We start from the raw sequence: 19,929 nt of genomic DNA, 5'->3' as shown, positions 1-19,929 counted from the left end.
CGCAATGACGAACGGGTGTTGTCCCGAAATCAACACCATCTACGAGAGGAATCCCTGATGCAGCTGAACCGCGAGGCGCTGACGCGCGCCTATCGGCAGATGAAGCTGATCCGCGAATTCGAGGAACGGCTCCACGAGGAGATCCAGACCGGCGAGATCGCGGGCTTCACCCACCTCTATTCGGGGCAGGAAGCGGTCGCGGTCGGCGTGTGCGAACACCTGACGCCGCGCGACAAGATCGTCTCCACCCACCGTGGTCACGGCCACTGCCTTGCCAAGGGCTGCGACCTTGACGGCATGATGAAGGAAATCTGGGGCAGCCAGGACGGCCTTTGCAACGGCAAGGGCGGCTCGATGCACATCGCCGACATCGACAAGGGCATGCTGGGCGCCAACGGCATCGTCGGCGCCGGCGCGCCGATCGCGGTGGGCGCGGCGATCTCCAACAAGATCGATGGTCCGGACGAGAACGGCAAGCTGGCCGTCTCGATCGCCTTCTCGGGCGACGGCGCCTGCAACCAGGGCACCACGTTCGAGGCGATGAACCTCGCGGTCGTCACCAATGCGCCCGCGATCTTCGTCTTCGAGAACAACCACTATTCCGAGCACACCGGCGTCGATTACGCGGTCGGCACCACCAGGGACATCGCCAGCCGCGCGGAAGCGTTCGGCATGAAGGTGTGGCGCGGCGACGGCACCGACTTCTTCGCCGTCTACGACACCTTCCGCGAAGTGCTGGAATATGTCCGCAACCCCGGCAACGGCCCGGCCGCCGTGGAGTTCGACACCGAGCGCTTCTTCGGCCACTTTGAAGGCGATCCGCAGCGTTATCGCGGCGACGGCGAACTCGATCGTCTGCGTGCCGAGCGCGATTGCCTCAAGATCTTCCGCGCCAGCGTCACTGGCGCGAAGCTGCTGGAAGACGTGGATCTCGACACGATCGACACCGAATCCCTCAAGGCCATCGAGGATGCCGTCCAGGCTTCGCGCGCCGCACCGCGCCCGCAGCCCGAGAACGTCCTCGAAAACGTCTACATCAGCTACTGACGGCAGGAGCGAGACCCATGGCAAAAATGATGTATCGCGATGCCATCCGCAACACGATCTTCCAGGAAATGCAGCGTGACGAGCGCGTCGTCGTGCTGGGCGAGGATGTTGTCGGCGGCAACGGCACGGCCGGCGGCCCCGAGGCGATCGGCGGCATCTGGTCCACCTCGACCGGCTTCTACGAGGCGTTCGGCCCGGGCCGCGTGATCGACACCCCGATCAGCGAAAGCGCCATCATGGGCGCGGCGGGTGGCCTTGCCCTCGCGGGCAAGCGTCCGGTGGCGGAGATCATGTTCGCCGACTTCATCGGCGTGTGCATGGACCAGCTCTGGAACCAGATCGCCAAGTTCCGCTACATGTTCGGTGGCAAGTCGGTCTGTCCGGCGGTGATCCGCATGCCGGTGGGCGCGGGCTACAACGCGGCCGCGCAGCACAGCCAGATGATTTCGCAGTTCGTCACCAACATGCCCGGCATCAAGGTGGTCATGCCCACCACCCCGGAAGATGCCTGCGGCCTGCTGCGCCAGGCGATCCGCGATGACGATCCGGTGGTCTTCCTCGAACACAAGTTCCTCTACGCTATGAGCGGCGAAGTGAACGAAGACCCGGATTTCTGCATCCCCTTCGGCCACGCCCGCCTCGCCCGCGCCGGGCAGGACGTGACGATCGTCGCCAGCGGCATGATGGTGCGCTATGCCGAAACGGCGGCGGACGATCTGGCGCAGGACGGCATCGGCTGCGACGTGATCGACCTTCGCACCACTTCGCCGCTGGATGAGGAAGCTATCCTCGACTCGGTCGAAGTGACCGGCCGTCTCGTCGTCGTGGACGAGGCTCCGCCGCGCTGCTCGCTGGCCACCGACATCTCCGCGCTCGTCGCCCAGAAGGCTTTCGCCAGCCTCAAGGCGCCGATCGAGATGGTGACCCCGCCGCACACGCCGGTCCCGTTCGCCCGCGAACTGGAAAGCGCCTACCTGCCGAGCCCGGCCAAGGTCGCCGCTGCCGTGCGCAAGACGCTCGAATACCGTTGAGGGGAGCGCTGACATGAGTCGCATCCGCGCATTCACGATGCCCAAGTGGGGCATCGAAATGACCGAAGGCACGATCGCCGAATGGATGGTGAAGGAGGGTGAAACCTTCAAGCGCGGCCAGACGCTGTGCCTGATCGAAACCGCCAAGATCACCAACGAGGTCGAGGCCGAATACGAAGCCACCGTGCGCCGCATCATCGTGGGCGGCGGCGCGGGCGAGGAACCCGTCGGCGCGCTGCTGGCGGTGTTCGACGAGGGTTCGCACTCGGACGCCGAGATCGACGCCTTCGTGGCCGATTTCAAGCCGGCTGAAGGCGGCATCGCCAAGGGCGCCGAGAAGACCAGGGCGCCGGAGCCCGCTCCGGCTGCCGCTGCTGCGCCGGCTCCCGAAAAGCAGCGCATCAAGATCGACACCAACCGCCCGATCAGCCCCGAAGCCCTGCGCCTCGCGGAAGAAGAGGGCGTCGATATCGCCGGTATCGAGGGTTCCGGCCGTGGCGGTCGCATCACCCATCAGGACGTGGTGAAGGCGCTGCGCGGGACAAGTGCTCCCTCGCTCAAGGGCACGGTTCCCGTCGAGGCGGACGACCTCAAGGTTCTCGCTTCGCCGCTTGCCCGCCGCATCGCCGCGCTGCACGGGCTCTCGCTGCAGGGCCTCACCGGCACCGGCCCGCGCGGCCGCATCTCCAAGGCCGACGTGCTGGCGCTCGTCCCTGCACCGAAGGCTTCGGTCGGCGGCATCGGCACGCCCGAATTCGTGGCCGGTGAGAACCGCCCCGAAGTCGTGTCTTTCGACCGCGTCCGCAAGGTCGTCGCTCAGCGGCTCACCCAGGCGAAGCAGGAGCTTCCGCACTTCTATCTGCGCATGTCGGCCAGCGCCGATGCGCTGATCGCGATGCGCAAGACCGCGAATGTCGTGCTGGGCAGCAAGGCTTCGGTGAACGACTGGATCGTCAAGGCCTCGGCCATGGCGCTGGCGAAGCACCCGGACGTCAACGTGCAGGTGCACGGGCAGGAAATTCACCGCTTCCCGCACGCCGACGTTTCGATCGCGGTCGCCAGCCCCAAGGGCCTCGTCACCCCGGTGGTGCGTCAGGCCAACCTGATGCGGATCGACCAGATCGCGGTGGAAACCCGCCGCCTGATCGACAAGGCGCAGGCCGGCAAGCTCAGCATGGACGATATGGACGGCGGCACCTTCTCCGTCTCCAACCTCGGCATGTTCGGGATCGAGAACTTCGATGCGATCATCAACCCGCCGCAGGGCGCGATCCTCGCCGTCGGCGCGGCGCTGCGCCAGCCGGTGGAGACGGATGACGGCGATGTGGCGTTCGAAACCCGCATTTCCTTCACTCTCTCGGTCGACCACCGGGCCATCGATGGCGCTGCGGGCGCGCAGTTCCTGCAGACGCTCAAGGGTCTGATCGAGGCGCCCGAGGGCCTGTTCGGCGCGTGATTGCACACTTCCCCGTCATTCCCGCGAAGGCGGGAACCCATCTCCTGAGGGTGCAGGTTGCACCGTCATCAGTTGGGTCCCCGCCTTCGCGGGGATGACGAAGTTTTGAAGGGACAGAAAATGACCGGAGAGGCCACCCAAACCGTCGTGAAGCCCGGCCCGCTCAAGCGGCTGGGCGACGTGATCCAACTCGCCTATTTCCCGACCGATTTCGATGCGACCATGAAATACTGGATCGAAACGGTCGGCGTCGGCCCGTTCTTCGTCCTCAACGACGTGCGGCTCGACGACATGAAGTACAAGGGCCAGCCCACCGATGCCACGTTCACCATGGCCATCGGCTACTGGGGGGACATCCAGATCGAGCTTATCAAGACCGATTCCGATGCCCCCTCGCTCTATTCGGGCGAGTATGCGGTGCGCGATAGCCTGCACCACGTCTGCGTCTTCGTTGAATCGATCGCCGAAGCCCGCAAGGCCTGCGCCGAAGCCGGCGCCGAGGTGATCGTGGAGGGCAAGGTCGGCGCCGATGGCGAGGTGATCTATGTCGATCCCGGTCAGGGCCCCGGCCACGTAATCGAATACCTTCAGCCGCTTACCGACACCGAAGGTCTGTTTCAGATGATGAAGGATGCTGCCCGCGACTGGGATGGCTCCGATCCGATCCGGGTGTTGCAATAATGAGCGAGATTTCCCAATACGCCCTCGACATGGCCGACAAGGTCGAGGCTTTCGTCCGTGAAAAGGTCGTCCCCTACGAGAAGGACCCGCGCCGCGATCATCATGGCGCGCCGACCGACGAACTGCTTATGGAACTGCGCAGGCACGCCCGTGAGGCCGGCGTGCTCACCCCGCACATCCGCGCCGACGGATCGCACCTCAACCAGCGCGAGACGGCGGTTGTGCTCATCAAGTCCGGCCTGTCGCCGCTGGGCCCGCTGGCCTGCAACACCATGGCGCCCGACGAGGGCAACATGTACCTCATCGGCCACGTCGGCTCGCCGGAACTGAAGGAGCGCTTCCTCAAGCCGCTGGTCGAGGGCAAGGGCCGCTCCGCCTTCTTCATGACCGAGCCCGCCGAATGGGGCGGGGCCGGTTCCGACCCGTCGATGATGAAGACCACCTGCCACAAGGATGGCAACCACTGGGTCATCAACGGCCGCAAGACCTTCATCACCGGCGCGCAGGGCGCGATGGTGGGCATCGTCATGGCGGCTTCGGCGGAGGAAGACACCAAGGGCGGCGCCTGCATGTTCCTGGTGGACCTGCCCGACGATGCCATCCGCATCGACGAGGTGCCGAACACCATCGACAGCTCGATGCCGGGCGGCCACGCCACCCTGACCATCGACAACCTGCGCGTGCCGGCCGAGCATATGCTGGGCGATCCGGGCGAGGGCTTCAAGTATGCCCAGATCCGCCTCTCCCCGGCGCGCCTCTCGCATTGCATGCGCTGGCTGGGCTGCTGCATCCGCGCGCACGAGATCGCCAGCGACTATGCCTGCCGCCGCATGGCGTTCGGCAAGCAGCTGATCGAGCACGAAGGCGTCGGCTTCATGCTGGCGGAGAACGAAATCCTCATCAAGCAGTCCGAACTGATGATCGACTGGTGCGCCTCGGTGCTCGACACCGGCTCGCTCGGCACGGTGGAGAGCTCGATGGCGAAGGTCTCGGTGTCCGAAGCACTGATGAAGATCGCCGACAACTGCGTGCAGGTGATGGGCGGCACGGGCGTTACCGAACGCACCATCGTCGAGCAGGTGTTCCGCGAAGTCCGTGCGTTCCGCATCTATGACGGCCCGACCGAAGTCCACAAGTGGAGCCTCGCCAAGAAGATCCGTCGCGACTGGCGCAAGGCGCAGGAAGCGGCTGCAAAGGAAGCCGAGCCCGCATGAGCGACGTTGCTGAAGCCAACTCGGGCACCACCGCCGTGCGCGAGGGCTATGCTTTCGACGAGGCGGCGCTGACCGCCTGGCTGGAAGCCAATGTCGCGGGCTTCGCCGGTCCGCTGAGCGTCGAGCAGTTCAAGGGCGGGCAGTCCAACCCCACCTACAAGCTGGTGACGCCTTCGCGCAGCTACGTCCTGCGGCGCAAGCCGCCGGGCCAGCTGCTCAAGGGCGCCCATGCGGTGGAGCGCGAGGCCAAGGTGCTCTCCGCGCTCCACGGCGCGGGCTTCCCGGTGGCAAAGGTCTATGGCCTGTGCGAAGACGATGGGGTCATCGGCACCTGGTTCTACGTGATGGAAATGGTGGAAGGGCGCATCTTCTGGGATGCGACCGTCCCCGGCGTTTCGAACGCGGAGCGCGCCGCGCTGTTCGATGCGATGAACGCGACGATGGCGCAACTCCATTCCTATGATCCCGAGGCGATCGGGCTGGGCGATTACGGCAGGCCCGGCAATTACTTCGCCCGGCAGGTTGGCCGCTGGTCGAAGCAGTATTTCGAGGATGAGGCGGCAGGCCGCAATCCGGACATGGACGCGGTGATCGCCTGGCTCGAAGCGAACATGCCGGCGGACGACGGCGCCTCCAGCGTGATCCACGGCGACTTCCGCATTGACAACATGATCTTCCACCCCACCGAGCCGCGCGTGCTGGCGGTGCTGGACTGGGAACTCTCGACGCTGGGGCATCCGCTGGCGGACTTCGCCTACAACGCGATGATGTACCACATGCCGCCGCACATCGTGGCGGGACTGGGCGGTGCGGACATCGCCGCATTGGGCATCCCGAGCGAGGAAGACTACGTCGCCGCCTATTGCCGCCGCACCGGCCGCGGTGGTCTGCCCGACTATCGCTACTACATGGCGTTCAACTTCTTCCGCCTCGCCGCGATCTTCCACGGCATCAAGGGCCGGGTGATCCGGGGCACGGCGTCCAACGCGCAGGCGAAGGAGCGGGCCGAGGCCTTCCCCGAACTGGCAAGGCTGGCGCTGAGCTTTACGCGCGGGTAGCGTCTGGCGATGGGGCTTCGACAGGCTCAGCCTGGGCGGGATTTGAAGACCTGTTTTCAACCCCGCTCACCCTGAGCTTGTCGAAGGGTCAGGCTGAGCCTGTCGAAGCCCCTGCCGATGACACCCACCTCAGGGTAGCCTGCCGGTCACGGATGACGCGCGCCGATTTCCTTGACTTTCGCGCCTTCACACCCTAATTGGCGGCCTTTCCGATCCCATAGATTCTTTACCGGGAGTGCCCATGGCGCGCGTTACTGTCGAAGATTGCGTCGACAAGATCCCCAACCGCTTCGACCTCGTCCTTCTCGCTGCGCAGCGTGCGCGTGAGATTTCGGGCGGCGCGGAACTGACCATCGATCGCGACCGCGACAAGAACCCCGTCGTCGCCCTGCGCGAAATCGCCGAGGAAACCGTGGTTCCCAAGAACCTCAAGGAAACGCTGGTCACCTCGATGCAGCGCGTCCTGCCCGACGACGACGACGAGATGGACGATGTGGGCTCGCTCAGCCAGTCGGCCGAGGCCCTGCGCATCACCGCGTCGGCCCCGACCCGCAACACTTCGCTGGGCGGCGATTACGACGGCTGATCGTAACCGTTGACTGCAGCCCTGCTGCAGGCAACGATACGGGCGTGCCCGGAAAATCGAAACTGCCTCGTATTATCGGATTGACCGGGGGACCGCCCAAGAGGGCCGGTCCCCTCGTTGCGTCCGAGCTCCCCTCGGGATCAGCTGTCGAGTGCAGGGGCGCTACGATAGCCATTTACAGCGTCAAGGGCGGGGTAGGGAAGACGACCTTCTCGGCCAATCTCGCATGGTCTTCGGCGGTGCAGAGCTGCCACCGTACTTTGCTGTGGGACCTCGACGCGGCAGGCGGCTCGGCGTTTCTCTATGGTCTTGAACCGCAGGAAACGCGGCTTGCTGAAGAGGTTTTTGCGCGAGAAAGACCCGCAACCCGGCTGATCCAGCCGACAGCGTTCGAGCGGCTGGACGTGCTTCCCGCCGATGAATCGATCCGTGCGCTCGATGCGCAACTGGTGAAGATCGGCAAGCGCAAACGGCTGGCAAAGCTGACAGAAGAGCTTTCGGCCGACTACCCCCGAATCATTCTCGACTGTCCGCCTGTCATGAACGAGTTGTCGGCGCAGGTCGTGCGCGCTGCGGATCTCGTAATCGTGCCGCTGCCACCATCTCCACTTTCGTCGCGTGCGTTCGATCTCGTCGTGCGCGAGATTGCCGGGAACACCAAGCGGCACCCGCCTATCCTGCCGGTGCTCTCCATGCTCGACATGCGCCGGGCGCTGCACAAGCAGGCCCATGAGACGAACCCGAACTGGCCGGCAATTCCTTACGCCAGCGTTGTCGAACAATGCGCCGTTCAGCGCCAGCCGGTCGGAGTACTGGCTCCGCAAAGTACTGCGGCTCAGGCATTCGGGAGGCTCTGGGCGGCGATTGAGAAAAAGCTGGGTCAGAGGGGCTGAGCCACGTGCGCGGCCGCATTGCGCGGATTGCGATCCCGGCATAGGTTTCGTTTCCGTTGAACGGGGGCGAACATGAGCGGGATCAGCGAAGGACTGGCGGAGCTTGGGCAGGGTGCCGCCCTGGCGGGGGCGATCGAGCCGGAATATCACGCAGGGCGCGCCGAAAGGCATGATGGGCATACCCACGAGGCGGATTGCCTTAACTGCGGGACGCATCTCGCCGGGTCGCATTGCCATGCTTGCGGGCAGGCGGCGCACGTTCACCGTAGTCTCGGCGCTGTCTTCCACGACCTGCTGCACGGCGTGTTCCATTTCGAGGGCAAGATCTGGCGTACCGTGCCACTATTGGCGTGGCGACCGGGACGCCTGACGCGCGAATACGTCGATGGTCGCCGCGCCAGCTACGTGTCACCGATCGCGCTGTTCCTGTTCTGCGTCTTTCTGATGTTCGCGGTGTTCCACGCGACCGAGGGCCACGAGGAACCTGCCACGCAAACCGGGAATTCGCAGGGCCTCGAAGCCAACATAAAGCGGCTCGAAGGCGAGATCGCCGGGATCGAGGGCACGCGCAAGGCGGCGATCGCGAAAGGCCAGCCGATCGAGAGCTTCGAATCGCAACTGGAAGGAAGACGCGCGGCGCTCGACACTTTACGCGATTTGAAAGCCGAGAATGTGGACCTGAAAGTGGATCCCGCCCGCAAGGTCAGTGACATTCCGGCGCTCGATAAAGCGATAAAGAAGTTCCGCTCCAACCCCGATCTGGCGAGCTACAAGCTTCAGACTTACGCCTATAAGTACAGTTGGGCGCTGATTCCGATCTCGGTGCCGTTCCTGTGGCTGCTGTTTCCGTTCAGCCGGCGCTTCCATCTTTACGACCACACGGTTTTCGTGACGTATTCGTTGTGCTTCATGACGCTTCTGGCGATCGTGGGGATGATCGCCAGCACCGTGGGAGCAGGTGGTCTGATTGCCCTGCTGATTCTAACGCCGCCGCTACACATGTATCGCCAGCTGCGCGGGGCTTACGGTGTCGGGCGGTTCGGCGGCCTGTGGCGAACGGGTGTGCTGTTGGTCTTTGCCGCCATGGCGCTCGGCGTGTTCTTTACGCTGATCATGGCACAGACCAGCATGTAAGTCATTTGGCTGAGGGGATCAGTCGACGATCTTGACCGCCAGGCATGCCTGGAACCTGCCAGCTTCGGAGTCTTCGCGGTGCCACACGTCGATGACTTCGTAGTAATGGAAGTAATCGTCGGTATTCCTGGCGATCGATTCACCGGCGCGGGGCAGGAAATCGAACTGGCCGGTGAAGAGCAACTCGTCGCCTTCGCCGTCATATATCTCGACTTGGGCCATAGCGTCCTCGCATTTCGTGAATGTCCGGCATTGCGATACTATACTTGCGGTGGCGGCGAGGCAGCAAAAAGATCAGATGTAAACTCCGCAATAGGTGCAAACGCAAAGGGGCGTCAGACTTGCGTCTGACGCCCCTCCTGCATTCTCCTTTTGGGGAGAACCTTGTCTTTCCCGCTCAGGCGCCCTGCGGCGCCGTGCCGGTGAAGCGGCGGCCTGCCTTGGGGATGGCCGAACCGGACAACGGCCGTGCCGCCGAAGGACCGCGCGGCTCCGACGGGCGGTCGATCTGACCGCCTTCGAGAAGCTGCTTGATCTCGTCACCTGAGAGCGTTTCGTATTCGAGCATAGCCTGCGCCAAGGTTTCCAGCGCCACGTTCTGATCCTTGAGAATCTGCGTCGCGCGAGCGTGGGCGTTATCGACCAGAGCGCGGATTTCGCTGTCGATCAACTGGTTGGTCTCGCTGGAGCCCATGGTGCGCTGGGTGCCGCCCATGCCGAGGTAGCCTTCCTGGCTATCTTCGTACTGGATCGGGCCGAGCTTGTCCGACATGCCCCACTTGGTGACCATAGAGCGCGCCAGGCTGGTGGCGTACTGGATGTCCGAGGAGGCGCCCGACGAGACCTTGTCGTAGCCGAAGATCAGTTCTTCCGCCACGCGGCCGCCCATCGCCACCGACAGGTTCGCGAGCATCTTGTCGCGGTGGTAGGAGTAGCTGTCGCGCTCCGGCAGACGCATGACCATGCCCAGCGCACGGCCGCGCGGGATGATCGTCGCCTTGTGGATCGGGTCGGAAGCCGCCTCGTTCAGCGAGACGATGGCATGGCCTGCCTCATGGTAGGCGGTCATCTTCTTCTCGTCCTCGGTCATGACCATGGAGCGACGTTCCGCGCCCATCATGACCTTGTCCTTGGCGTCCTCGAACTCCTGCATGGCAACGAGGCGCTTGTTGCGGCGCGCTGCGAGCAGGGCAGCCTCGTTGACGAGGTTGGCGAGATCGGCGCCGGAGAAGCCCGGAGTGCCGCGCGCGATTACGCGGGGGTTCACGTCGGGAGCCAGCGGTACCTTCTTCATGTGCACGGCGAGAATCTTCTCGCGGCCCTCGATGTCGGGCACCGGCACCACGACCTGGCGGTCGAAGCGGCCCGGACGCAGCAGCGCGGGGTCGAGCACGTCGGGGCGGTTGGTCGCCGCGATGATGATGATGCCCTCGTTCGCCTCGAAGCCGTCCATCTCGACAAGGAGCTGGTTCAGCGTCTGCTCGCGCTCGTCGTTCGAGTTGCCGAGGCCGTGGCCACGGTGGCGGCCGACGGCGTCGATTTCGTCGATGAAGACGATGCACGGCGCGTTCTTCTTGGCCTGCTCGAACATGTCGCGCACGCGGCTGGCGCCGACGCCCACGAACATCTCGACGAAGTCGGAGCCCGAGATCGTGAAGAACGGCACGCCTGCCTCACCGGCGATGGCGCGGGCGAGCAGGGTCTTGCCGGTGCCGGGCGAACCGACCAGCAATGCGCCCTTGGGGATCTGGCCGCCGAGCTTGGAGAAGCGGGTGGGATCGCGCAGGAACTCGACGATTTCCTCCAGTTCCTCACGCGCTTCGTCGATACCGGCGACATCGTCGAAGGTCACACGGCCCGAACGCTCGGTAAGCATCTTGGCCTTGGACTTGCCGAAGCCCATCGCGCCCGAGCCGCCGCCCTTCTGGACCTGGCGCAGCGCGAAGAAGGCGATGCCGACGATCAGCAGGAACGGCAGGGTCTGCGCAAGGATGTAGAGCAGCAGGCTGCCCTGTTCGGCTTCCTTGCCCGAATACTTGACGTCGTTGCGCTGGAGCAGGTCAGTCAGGGTCTGGTCGTTGGGAACGGGGACGGTCGAGAAACTGTCTCCATTCTTGAGCTTTCCATCAATGCGGTCTTCGGAAATCTCGACCGAGGCGACGCTGCCTTCGGCCACCTTGCTGCGGAAGTCGGAGTAAGGAATCGCCGGGCCGGTGGTGGCACGCGATCCGAACATCGAGACCACCATCAGGAGCGCGAGGAAGATGCCGCCCCATACGAGCAGGCTCTTGACCCATGGGTTGCCGTTGGGCTGGTCGTCGTTCATTTTGCGGGAATCCGTCCTTTCGCGCTCCAATGTAGGCGTATGGCGCTGAATCACAAGTTAGCGAGGGCAGGAGTAGCGTCGTTTCGGCGCGATATCCGCGATGCCGGGCGTACCGAGGCGCATCAGGCCGTCTCTGCAAGGCGGGAAAGCGGCAGTTCCAGCGTCATCCGAGTGCCGCGAGCGCCGTTCTCCAGCACAATCTGCCCCTCCAACTGCTGACTGAGAATACGGGATATGCGCAGGCCGATCGACTGCGCCGAAGCGGGATCGAAGCCGGGCGGCAGGCCGCGCCCGTCGTCCTCGACCCGTAGCAGCACGCCGTCACCGAAGCGTGCGAGGCGCACGGTGATCGCGCCGCTCTCCTGCTGGGGGAAGCCGTGCTCGAGGGCGTTCGCGATCGCTTCCGTCACGATCAGCGCGACGGGAACCGCGCTGTCGGGGCGCAGGGTAATGCCTTCCTGGGCCTCGACCGCGCAAGTGATCCCGGTGCGGGCGCTGGAGGCCATGGTCTTGGCGCAGACTTCGCCGAGGAAGCGGTCGAGCGGAACGAGGCGGCCGTCCTGGTGATAGAGTTGGCGCTGGATATTGCCGATGACCTGGAGCCGGCCCGCCGCGTCCGACAGCGCGCGGCGGGCGACGGGCTCGGTTAGGGTGCGCATCTGGAGCGAGAGAACGGCGCCTACCATCTGAAGGTTGTTGCCGACCCGGTGTTGCATCTCCTGGAACAGGAGTTCGGCACGCTCGGCCAATTGCCGGCGTTCCTCGGCTAGCGCACGTACTTCCTCTCGGGCGCGATGGAGGCGGGCGTTGGCGGCCTGCATGAAGTGGACCAACGCGATGTCGACCACCACGACGCCCGTGTAGAACGCCATCGCGGTAAGCGTGCCGCCGTCGAACCCGAAGGCCATGCGCGGCGGGATGAAGACATACCACGCAAAGAGGCCGCACAGGACGGAGGCGACGACGCCCGGGCGCGGTCCGAAAAGAAACGAACTGAGGATCACCGCCGGGAAGAAGGTCAGAAACGGGTAGCCGGGCGGGAAAGCGGGATCGAGGAACCAGCGCAGCCACAGAGCAAACAGGCAGAGTGCGACGGTCACCGTGTAACGGACCAGTGGCCGGTCGGGCAGGAATGGCAGGCGCTCGGTGAATCGGCTCAGGCTGTTCAACGCGGACCTCAATCACCTTTTTACGCGATCCATGCATGGGTTTGGTATCGCATGTGGAAGGCGCGCGAAAGGGAACGTTCATTCGATGCTGGGGATAGCGGCGCTGGGTTCACAGACCTCTCTTGTCGGTTTTGGCGCGAGCATCGTGCATTTTGCGCAAGATGACGGTATCGGCCGAGCCTGCGCAGCCTATCGGAGCAGAGCCGGCGATGAAGACCAGACCCCGCATCCATTCCGTCTACGCCGACATGGGCACGACGGTGTTCGAGCGGATGTCGGCGCTTGCCCGTGAGACCGGCGCAATCAATCTCGGGCAGGGTTTTCCCGATGGTCCGCCCCCTGCGCCTCTGCTGGATGCGGCGGCGCGGGCGCTGCACGAACAGTCGAACCAGTACCCGCCGAGCGTCGGTCTTCTCGCGCTGCGCGAAGCGGTCTGCGCGCATTATGCCCGCACGCAGGGGTTGGAACTGGCGCCGTCCGAGGTTGTGGTCACTTCCGGTGCGACAGAGGCCATCGCCGCCGCCGTGCTGGCGCTGGTGTCCGAGGGCGATGAGGTGATCCTCTTCCAGCCCGCTTACGATGCCTATGCGCCGATGGTGCGGCGGGCCGGGGGCGTACCCGTATCGGTCCTGCTGCAGCCGCCGCATTTCCGCTACGACGCAGCGGTGCTGGAGGCGGCGGTGACGTCCCGGACGCGCGCGATCATGTTGAATGACCCGCTCAATCCCGCCGGAACCGTGGCGAGCGCAGACGATCTCGCCATGATCGCGCGGTTCTGCGTTGCCCATGACCTTGTCGCCATCTGCGACGAGGTGTGGGAGCAGGTGCGCTTCGACGGCACGGTGCATCGCTCGCTGATGGGTTGCGAAGGCATGGCGGAGCGGGTCGTGAAGATCGGTTCGGCAGGCAAGATCTTCGGCCTTACCGGCTGGAAGATCGGCTGGATGGCCGCGAAGGGAGACCTCGATTCTGCGCTCGCGCGGGTGCACCAGTTCCTCACGTTCACGACGGCGGTGCCGCTTCAATGGGCTGTCGCCGAAGGACTGGAGCGGGCGGACATTCTCGATGGATTGCACGCCGATTGGGCTGCTTCCCGTGCCCGGCTCAAGGCGGGGTTGGAGGCGGCGGGGCTAACCGTCCTGCCTAACGCGGCGACGTGGTTCCTGTGCATCGACCTCGTCGCATCCGGCATCGCTTTGACCGACCGCGAATTCAGCGAGCGGGCGCTGCGCGAGGCGGGCGTGGCGACGGTTCCAGTCAGCGCCTTGTATGAGAGCGGCCAGAATGGGCAGGGCGCCCCGAGTCATATCGTGCGCCTGTGCTTCACCAAGCCCGACGACGTGCTCGACGAGGCGCTGGAGCGGATCTCCGCATGGGTGCGCGGCCTGTGAGCGTCCTGCGCTGGCGTCCGATGCGCGCCGAAGACATCGACGGCGTCGTGGACGTGGCGCGCACGGCGTTCCCCGACCATTTCGAGGCGCGGGCGTGTTTCGCCGAGCGGTTCGCGCTGTTCGCGCCGGGCTGCTTCGTGCTGGCGGATCCGGTGACGGCAGGCGTGAAAGGTTACCTCGTCGCTTATCCGTGGCCGCTTGGGGCCATCCCTCCACTCGACAGTCTGCTCGGCACGTTGCCGGACGAGCGCGAGGCGTTCTACCTTCATGATCTTGCCCTGCATCCGGACGCGCGCGGACTGGGACATGCAGGTCCTGCAGTACGGCGGCTTTTCGCGGACCTGCGCGCGCTTGGCGGGCAGGAGGTTGCGCTGGTTTCGGTCAACGACACCCTGGCGTTCTGGCGGGGTCAGGGCTTTGCGGCGGTCGCTGCGGACGAAGCCCTGCGGCGCAAGCTCGCCAGCTACGGGCCGGACGCGCGGTACATGCGCCGCCCGATCTGAAAGTACTTCTCCGTCTGCCGGAGAGCGATGAAATCAGGGGCTTGACGCCATGCTGCACTGCGGCATTCTTCGTCCTTTCCGGACACCGGTGGGGGCCAGATGGATCACGCACAGACGCACGCAACTGGGGACGACACCCTCTGGAACGCGGACCTTGCGCCCACTGACGCAACGCAGCGAAACTGGCGCTGGTGGCACTTCGCGGCGCTGTGGGTGGGCATGGTGGTCGCCGTTCCGACGTGGATGCTTGCCGCCGGTCTGATCGAGCAGGGCATGTCGGCGACGCAGGCGGCGCTGACGGTGGTGCTGGGCAACGTCGTGATCCTCGTGCCGATGCTGCTGATCGGGCATTCCGGAACGCGCTACGGCGTGCCTTTCGCGGTACTGGTGCGGGCCTCCTTCGGCACCGTGGGGGCGCGGCTTCCCGCACTCGCTCGCGCGCTCGTCGCTTGCGGCTGGTACGGCATCCAGACCTGGATCGGGGGCGAGGCGCTGCTGACGCTGCTGGGCATTTTCCTCGGCGCCGACCTGCGGGGGACGCCGCTGCCGTTCTTCGGGATCGGGCTGGGCCAGTTGCTGGCGTTCATGGCCTTCTGGCTGGTGCAGCTGCTGTTCGTGCGCAAGGGGCTGCTGACGATCCGGCGGCTGGAAACCTGGACCGCGCCGCTCAAGATCGTGGCGTGCGTGGCGCTACTGTGGTGGGCGATCGATGCGGCCGGCGGGATTGGCCCGATCTTCTCGGCGCCGTCCGCCTTCGGGCCGGGCGGAGCGAAGGAAGGGCAGTTCTGGGCGGTCTGGCTTCCATCGATGACCGCCATGGTCGGGTTCTGGGGCACGCTGGCGCTCAACATTCCGGACTTCACTCGCTTTGCGAAGACCCAGCGAGACCAGATGATCGGCCAGACGCTCGGCCTGCCGCCGACGATGGGACTGATCGCGCTGATCAGTGTGATGACCACTTCGGCGACAGTGGTGATCTACGGCCATGCGATCTGGGACCCGGTGGCGCTGGCGGGTACGCTGTCGGGGCCGTTCGTGCTGCTGGGGCTGATCGTGATCGCGGTCGATACGGTGTCGTGCAACATCGCGGCGAACCTGGTGTGCTCGGCCTATGACTTCGCCTCGCTGAGCCCTTCGCGCATTTCCTACCGCACCGGCGCGTTGATCACGGCGGTGATCGGCCTCGTCATCATGCCGTGGAAGCTGATGGCCAGTACCGATGGCTACATCTTCACGTGGCTGACCGGCTACGGCGCGCTGCTCGGGCCGATCACCGGTATCCTGATCGCCGACTACTGGCTGGTGCGCGAGACGAAGCTGGACGTCGAGGGCCTCTACAGCGAGACCGGCCCTTATGTGTACGGCAATGGCTGGAACCCGCGCGCGCTGATCGCGCTGGCGCTGGGCATCGCCCCCAACGTGCCCGGCTTTCTCAAGGTTTCGGCGCCGGGCCTATTCGGCGGATTCGGAGAGGTGTGGTCGGTGATCTACACTTACGCATGGTTCGTCGGGGTGGGCGTGGCGCTGGCGTCCTATGCGCTGATGATGCGCGGACGCGGCGCGCCTTCGATGCTGGAGCCGCAGACGGCCTGACGTTCAGGCGTTGAGGCCGCCGTTTAAGCTCAGAACCTGCCCGGTCATCCGCCGCGCGCCGTCGCCGCACAGGAACAGCGCCAGGGGAGCGATGTCCTCGGCGGTGGGGAGGCCGAGGCCCGCCCGCTGCGCTGCGCTGGCCATGCGTTCGGAACCCATGCGGCGCGCGCTCTCGCTGCCTTCGACATAGCTCGGGGAGATGACGTGAGCGCGGATACCGTCGCGCGCTGCCTCGACGGCGAAGTTGCGGATGAAACCTATGGTTCCGGCCCGTGCTGCGCCGATCAGCGTCTGGCGCGGCGCCGCATAGATACCCGCATCCGAAACGAAGGCGATCAGCGTTCCGCCCTGCTCCGCCAGCATATCGTAGGCGGCATGGGCCAGCCGCTCGATCCAACCGACCGAAACCTTGAGGAAATCGCCGAAGACTTCCGGCGAAGTACCGGGGAACAGGCCGGTTATGCCTTGCGGGCCGGTCGCGGTGCAGTCGATCACCGCGTCGATGCGGCCGTATTGCTCGGCCACTTCGGCAACGAGGACTTCGGCGGCGTCCTCTTCCCATATGTCGGCAGCGAAGCCGTCTATCGTGCCAAAATCGGAAAGATCGACCACCATGTCCTGCAGCTTCTCGGGACTGCGGCCGTGAAGCGCGACTTTCCAGCCCTGATCCAGAGCCAGGCGGGCAATGGCGCTGCCGATGGAGCCGGAGCCACCGGCGATGAGGAGAACGCGGGTCTCGGTCATGCGCTCTCGTTCTGACATCCTCCCCGTTGCATCGCAATGGGGAGGGGGACCGCCGCGAAGCGGGGGTGGAGGGGGAAAGCACTACCCCTTCCGTCAGCGCTTCGCGCTGCCACCTCCCCATCGCTGCGCGGCAGGGAGGATTTGCGCGGTCAGTCGCTTTCGAATGCGGCGCGCATGTCGTCGGGGGCGAGGTCGGAGAACTTGGTGATGCGTGCTTCGAAGCGCAGGCGGACCTTGCCGGTGGCGCCGTGGCGCTGCTTGGCGATGATCAGTTCGGAGAGGCCGGTGACCTCCTCCATCTTGGCGCGCCAGGTTTCCCACTTGTCCTTGACGTCGATGCCGTCGGTGTCGCTGGGGAACTTGGGCTCGGTCGCCTTCACGTAGTAGTCTTCGCGGTAGACGAACCAGACCATGTCGGCGTCCTGCTCGATCGAGCCCGATTCGCGAAGGTCGGACAGCATCGGGCGTTTGTCGTCGCGCTGTTCCACCGCACGGGAGAGCTGCGAGAGCGCGATCACCGGAACGCCCAGTTCCTTGGCCAGCGTCTTGAGGCCGCGCGAAATCTCGGAGATTTCGTTCACGCGGTTGTCGTTGGCGCGGCCCGACCCGGACAGCAGCTGCAGGTAGTCGATGATGACGAGGCCGATGTTGTGGCGGCGCTTGAGGCGGCGGGCGCGGGTGCGCAGGCCGGCGATCGTCAGGCCGGGGCTGTCGTCGATGTAGAGCGGCAGTTCGGCAAGGCGCTGGCTGGCGAAGGACAGCGACTGGAAGTCCTCGCGGCTGATCTTGCCCATGCGCAGCGCTTCGGAGCTGATGTTGGACTGCTCGGCCAGAATACGTGTCGCTAGCTGGTCGGCGCTCATTTCGAGGCTGAAGAAAGCCACCGGCGCGCCCACCGACTTCTCGTGTGGCATGCCGTCGCGCACGGTGTCGTCGACGTAGCGCTGCGCGGTGTTGAAGGCGATGTTGGTGACCAGCGAGGTCTTCCCCATGCCGGGACGTCCGGCAAGGATGATAAGGTCGGAATCGTGAAGGCCACCGATCTTCTGGTTGACCGAGGTGAGGCCGGTGGTCTTGCCCGAGATGTGGCCGCCCGAATTGAACGCCTTTTCGATCGCCTGGATCGCGACGCGGGTGGCGGAGCCGAAGCTCTTGGCCTCGTTCTGCGTCGCGGCGCCTTCGGCCACCTTGTAGAGTGCGGCTTCGGCGTGCTCGATCTGCTCCATCGGTTCGACCGATTCGGAGGTATCCATCGCGCTCTCGACCAGATTGCGACCGACCGAGATCAGTTCGCGCAGCAGGGCGAGGTCGTAGATCTGCTCGGCCAGCTCACGCGGGGCGAGCAGGCCCTGGCCATCCGCCGTCAGCCGGGCGAGGTAGGCGACGCCGCCCAGCGCTTTGAGCGATTCGTCGGCCTCGAAATAAGGGCGCAGGGTGACCGGCGTGACCACCGCCTTGCGGTCCAGCAGTTGCAGGATGCGTTCGTAGAGGCGGCCGTGGACGGGCTCGAAGAAATGGAGCGGGGTGAGCGGGGTCTGCAGTTCCTCGATCACGCGGTTGTCGATGAGGACCGCGCCGAGGAACGCGGCTTCCGCCTCGACGTTCGCGGGCAGGGTTCGGACTTCCGCACCATCGGTACGGGCAAGGGCAACAGGCTGGACCATAAGCGCGGGACAATGCTCCGGCAGCGCTGCGCGAACAAGTCAGGCGGGGAGGGATATTAATCCACAAGCTGTGGATGCGCGCATGGGCATGGCGTGACCCACGACTAGCGCCTGCAGCCCAAGTCTCGCTCCCCTCCCGCTTGCGGGAGGGGTTGGGGGTGGGGTTTCTTGGAACTAAGCCCACTTGCCCGCCCATGCCGCAACCGCGTAAAGGGCGTGTCGTAATGGCCGACCCGCGTATCTCCCACATCGAACTCGACGATGCGACCATCCTGTGGCGCAATGCCGATATCGAGCAGGAACGGCGCATCGCCATCTTCGATCTCATAGAAGACAATGTCTTCAAGCCCTTGCGCTCGTCAGAGGCGGGGCACGAGGGGCCTTACCGGTTGCGGCTTTCGGTGCAGGACGGGCGCTTGTCGCTGGAAATCACCGCCGATAACGGAGCGGCGCTGGAGACGCTGGTGCTTGGCCTCGCCCGATTCCGGCGACCGATCCGCGAGTATTTCGCGATCTGCGAGAGCTATTACCAAGCGATTCGCAAGGCGACCGCGCAGGAGATCGAAACCATCGACATGGCCCGCCGCGCGATCCACAACGAGGCATCGGAACTGCTGCTCGAACGCCTGCAGGGCAAGGTCGAGACCGACCACCCCACGGCACGGCGGCTGTTCACGCTGATCTGCGTCCTGCATATCCGCGGTTGAAGGGGACATCGTGGCACGCAAGACAAGGACCGCTTCGGGCGGCAGGGGGCTGTTGTGGCGCGCGCTGGGCGCCCTCGCGCTCGTGGCGATCGTCGCCGGGGCGTGGGGCTGGTGGCACCTGCGCCACTGGACGCCGGAGCGCGCCGTCTACCCGCTGCAGGGCGTCGAGATCGGCGTCGATGACGGCGAGGTCAGCTGGAAGTCGCTCAAGGCCATCGGCGCCGACTTCGCTTATATCGACGCGAGCGCCAGCGCTTTCGCGCGGGATCCGGCCTTCGTCGATAACTTCGAAGCGGCCAAGGCGGCGGGAATGCAAGTGGGCGCGCTCCATCGTTACGATCCGTGCCAGCCCGCGGGAACGCAGGCAGCGAACTTCGTCACCACCGTCCCGCGCGACGCCAAGCTGTTGCCGCCCGCAGTCGAACTTGACATGCTGGCCGACGACTGCCCGGTGAAAGTCTCCGACGCGCGGGTCGAGAGCGAACTGATGACCTTCCTTAACCAGGTCGAGACTCACGCTGGCAAGCCGGTGATCCTGAAGGTCACGCCGGCCTTCCAGTCGCGCTACACCATAGCCCACAAGCTCGACCGCAACTTGTGGCTGGTGCAGGATCGCTTCGAGCCGGGCTATGCCGGGAGGCCCTGGACGATGTGGACGGCGAACCATTCGCTCGCCAACGAGGTTGCGCAAGGGGGGCTGCGCTGGGTAGTCGTGCTGCCATGACCACCGGC

The 19,929-nt window shown here is 65.2% G+C and carries 19 protein-coding genes; 14 read left to right on the top strand and 5 right to left on the bottom strand.

What is annotated here, in order from left to right:
* The first annotated feature begins 57 nt into the window (after positions 1-57).
* The 9 genes from QRN25_RS06750 to QRN25_RS06710 all read left to right on the top strand — a co-directional run bounded on the left by QRN25_RS06750 (position 58) and on the right by QRN25_RS06710 (position 9,100).
* Positions 58-1,047, top strand: coding sequence for a thiamine pyrophosphate-dependent dehydrogenase E1 component subunit alpha (locus QRN25_RS06750; protein ID WP_285018164.1), 990 nt, complete (start codon positions 58-60; stop codon positions 1,045-1,047).
* A 17-nt stretch (positions 1,048-1,064) separates the two neighbouring features.
* Positions 1,065-2,078 (top strand): alpha-ketoacid dehydrogenase subunit beta, encoded by a 1,014-nt coding sequence (locus tag QRN25_RS06745; protein WP_285018162.1) that lies wholly within the window; start codon positions 1,065-1,067, stop codon positions 2,076-2,078.
* A gap of 13 nt (positions 2,079-2,091) precedes the next feature.
* Complete coding sequence (locus QRN25_RS06740; protein ID WP_285018161.1) at positions 2,092-3,534, top strand: dihydrolipoamide acetyltransferase family protein; 1,443 nt, start codon at positions 2,092-2,094, stop codon at positions 3,532-3,534.
* Positions 3,535-3,654: 120 nt separating this feature from the next.
* Positions 3,655-4,215, top strand: coding sequence for a VOC family protein (locus tag QRN25_RS06735; RefSeq protein ID WP_285018160.1), 561 nt, complete (start codon positions 3,655-3,657; stop codon positions 4,213-4,215).
* Positions 4,215-5,429: an acyl-CoA dehydrogenase family protein gene (locus tag QRN25_RS06730; protein WP_285018159.1), complete on the top strand. Its 1,215-nt coding sequence runs from the start codon at positions 4,215-4,217 to the stop codon at positions 5,427-5,429. The genes QRN25_RS06735 and QRN25_RS06730 overlap by 1 nt, the downstream gene beginning before the upstream one ends.
* On the top strand, positions 5,426-6,487 hold the full coding sequence (locus QRN25_RS06725) for a phosphotransferase (protein WP_285018158.1): 1,062 nt from the start codon (positions 5,426-5,428) through the stop codon (positions 6,485-6,487). The genes QRN25_RS06730 and QRN25_RS06725 overlap by 4 nt, the downstream gene beginning before the upstream one ends.
* A 241-nt stretch (positions 6,488-6,728) precedes the next feature.
* Positions 6,729-7,073 (top strand): DNA-directed RNA polymerase subunit omega, encoded by a 345-nt coding sequence (gene rpoZ / locus QRN25_RS06720; RefSeq protein WP_008829533.1) that lies wholly within the window; start codon positions 6,729-6,731, stop codon positions 7,071-7,073.
* 167 nt (positions 7,074-7,240) lie between these two features.
* Positions 7,241-7,966: a ParA family protein gene (locus QRN25_RS06715; RefSeq protein ID WP_350224237.1), complete on the top strand. Its 726-nt coding sequence runs from the start codon at positions 7,241-7,243 to the stop codon at positions 7,964-7,966.
* 72 nt (positions 7,967-8,038) lie between these two features.
* On the top strand, positions 8,039-9,100 hold the full coding sequence (locus tag QRN25_RS06710) for a DUF3667 domain-containing protein (protein ID WP_285018152.1): 1,062 nt from the start codon (positions 8,039-8,041) through the stop codon (positions 9,098-9,100).
* Positions 9,101-9,118: 18 nt separating this feature from the next.
* Here the strand turns inward: QRN25_RS06710 and QRN25_RS06705 are convergent, their stop codons facing one another.
* The 3 genes from QRN25_RS06705 to QRN25_RS06695 all read right to left on the bottom strand — a co-directional run bounded on the left by QRN25_RS06705 (position 9,119) and on the right by QRN25_RS06695 (position 12,595).
* Complete coding sequence (locus tag QRN25_RS06705) at positions 9,119-9,322, bottom strand: hypothetical protein (protein ID WP_285018151.1); 204 nt, start codon at positions 9,320-9,322, stop codon at positions 9,119-9,121.
* Positions 9,323-9,497: 175 nt separating this feature from the next.
* A complete protein-coding gene (gene ftsH, locus QRN25_RS06700) occupies positions 9,498-11,426 on the bottom strand; it encodes an ATP-dependent zinc metalloprotease FtsH (protein ID WP_008829529.1) in 1,929 nt (642 codons plus the stop codon).
* A gap of 122 nt (positions 11,427-11,548) precedes the next feature.
* Complete coding sequence (locus tag QRN25_RS06695; RefSeq protein ID WP_285018148.1) at positions 11,549-12,595, bottom strand: sensor histidine kinase; 1,047 nt, start codon at positions 12,593-12,595, stop codon at positions 11,549-11,551.
* A 209-nt stretch (positions 12,596-12,804) separates the two neighbouring features.
* Between QRN25_RS06695 and QRN25_RS06690 the strand changes: the two genes are divergently transcribed.
* The 3 genes from QRN25_RS06690 (at position 12,805) to QRN25_RS06680 (ending at position 16,082) form a co-directional block, all read left to right on the top strand.
* Complete coding sequence (locus QRN25_RS06690; protein ID WP_285018146.1) at positions 12,805-13,986, top strand: aminotransferase; 1,182 nt, start codon at positions 12,805-12,807, stop codon at positions 13,984-13,986.
* Positions 13,968-14,489: a GNAT family N-acetyltransferase gene (locus QRN25_RS06685; RefSeq protein ID WP_285018145.1), complete on the top strand. Its 522-nt coding sequence runs from the start codon at positions 13,968-13,970 to the stop codon at positions 14,487-14,489. Before QRN25_RS06690 ends, QRN25_RS06685 begins: the two co-directional genes overlap by 19 nt.
* 99 nt (positions 14,490-14,588) lie before the next feature.
* Positions 14,589-16,082 carry an NCS1 family nucleobase:cation symporter-1 gene (locus QRN25_RS06680; protein WP_285018144.1) on the top strand — a complete coding sequence of 498 codons (1,494 nt, stop codon included), beginning with the start codon at positions 14,589-14,591 and terminating at the stop codon, positions 16,080-16,082.
* Positions 16,083-16,085: 3 nt separating this feature from the next.
* Here the strand turns inward: QRN25_RS06680 and QRN25_RS06675 are convergent, their stop codons facing one another.
* Together QRN25_RS06675 and QRN25_RS06670 are read right to left on the bottom strand one after the other, a co-directional pair.
* Positions 16,086-16,826 carry an SDR family NAD(P)-dependent oxidoreductase gene (locus tag QRN25_RS06675; protein WP_285018142.1) on the bottom strand — a complete coding sequence of 247 codons (741 nt, stop codon included), beginning with the start codon at positions 16,824-16,826 and terminating at the stop codon, positions 16,086-16,088.
* A gap of 149 nt (positions 16,827-16,975) precedes the next feature.
* Positions 16,976-18,490: a replicative DNA helicase gene (locus QRN25_RS06670; protein ID WP_271181749.1), complete on the bottom strand. Its 1,515-nt coding sequence runs from the start codon at positions 18,488-18,490 to the stop codon at positions 16,976-16,978.
* 224 nt (positions 18,491-18,714) lie between these two features.
* Between QRN25_RS06670 and QRN25_RS06665 the strand changes: the two genes are divergently transcribed.
* Both QRN25_RS06665 and QRN25_RS06660 read left to right on the top strand, forming a co-directional pair.
* Positions 18,715-19,197 (top strand): UPF0262 family protein, encoded by a 483-nt coding sequence (locus QRN25_RS06665; RefSeq protein WP_008829108.1) that lies wholly within the window; start codon positions 18,715-18,717, stop codon positions 19,195-19,197.
* Between the two features lie 7 nt (positions 19,198-19,204).
* Positions 19,205-19,921 carry a glycoside hydrolase family 25 protein gene (locus tag QRN25_RS06660; protein ID WP_069707451.1) on the top strand — a complete coding sequence of 239 codons (717 nt, stop codon included), beginning with the start codon at positions 19,205-19,207 and terminating at the stop codon, positions 19,919-19,921.
* The last annotated feature ends 8 nt before the right edge of the window (positions 19,922-19,929 follow it).

Source organism: Novosphingobium sp. fls2-241-R2A-195 (assembly GCF_030209485.1).
GTDB lineage: Bacteria > Pseudomonadota > Alphaproteobacteria > Sphingomonadales > Sphingomonadaceae > Novosphingobium > Novosphingobium resinovorum.
This window is presented reverse-complemented; position numbering and strand designations above follow the sequence as displayed.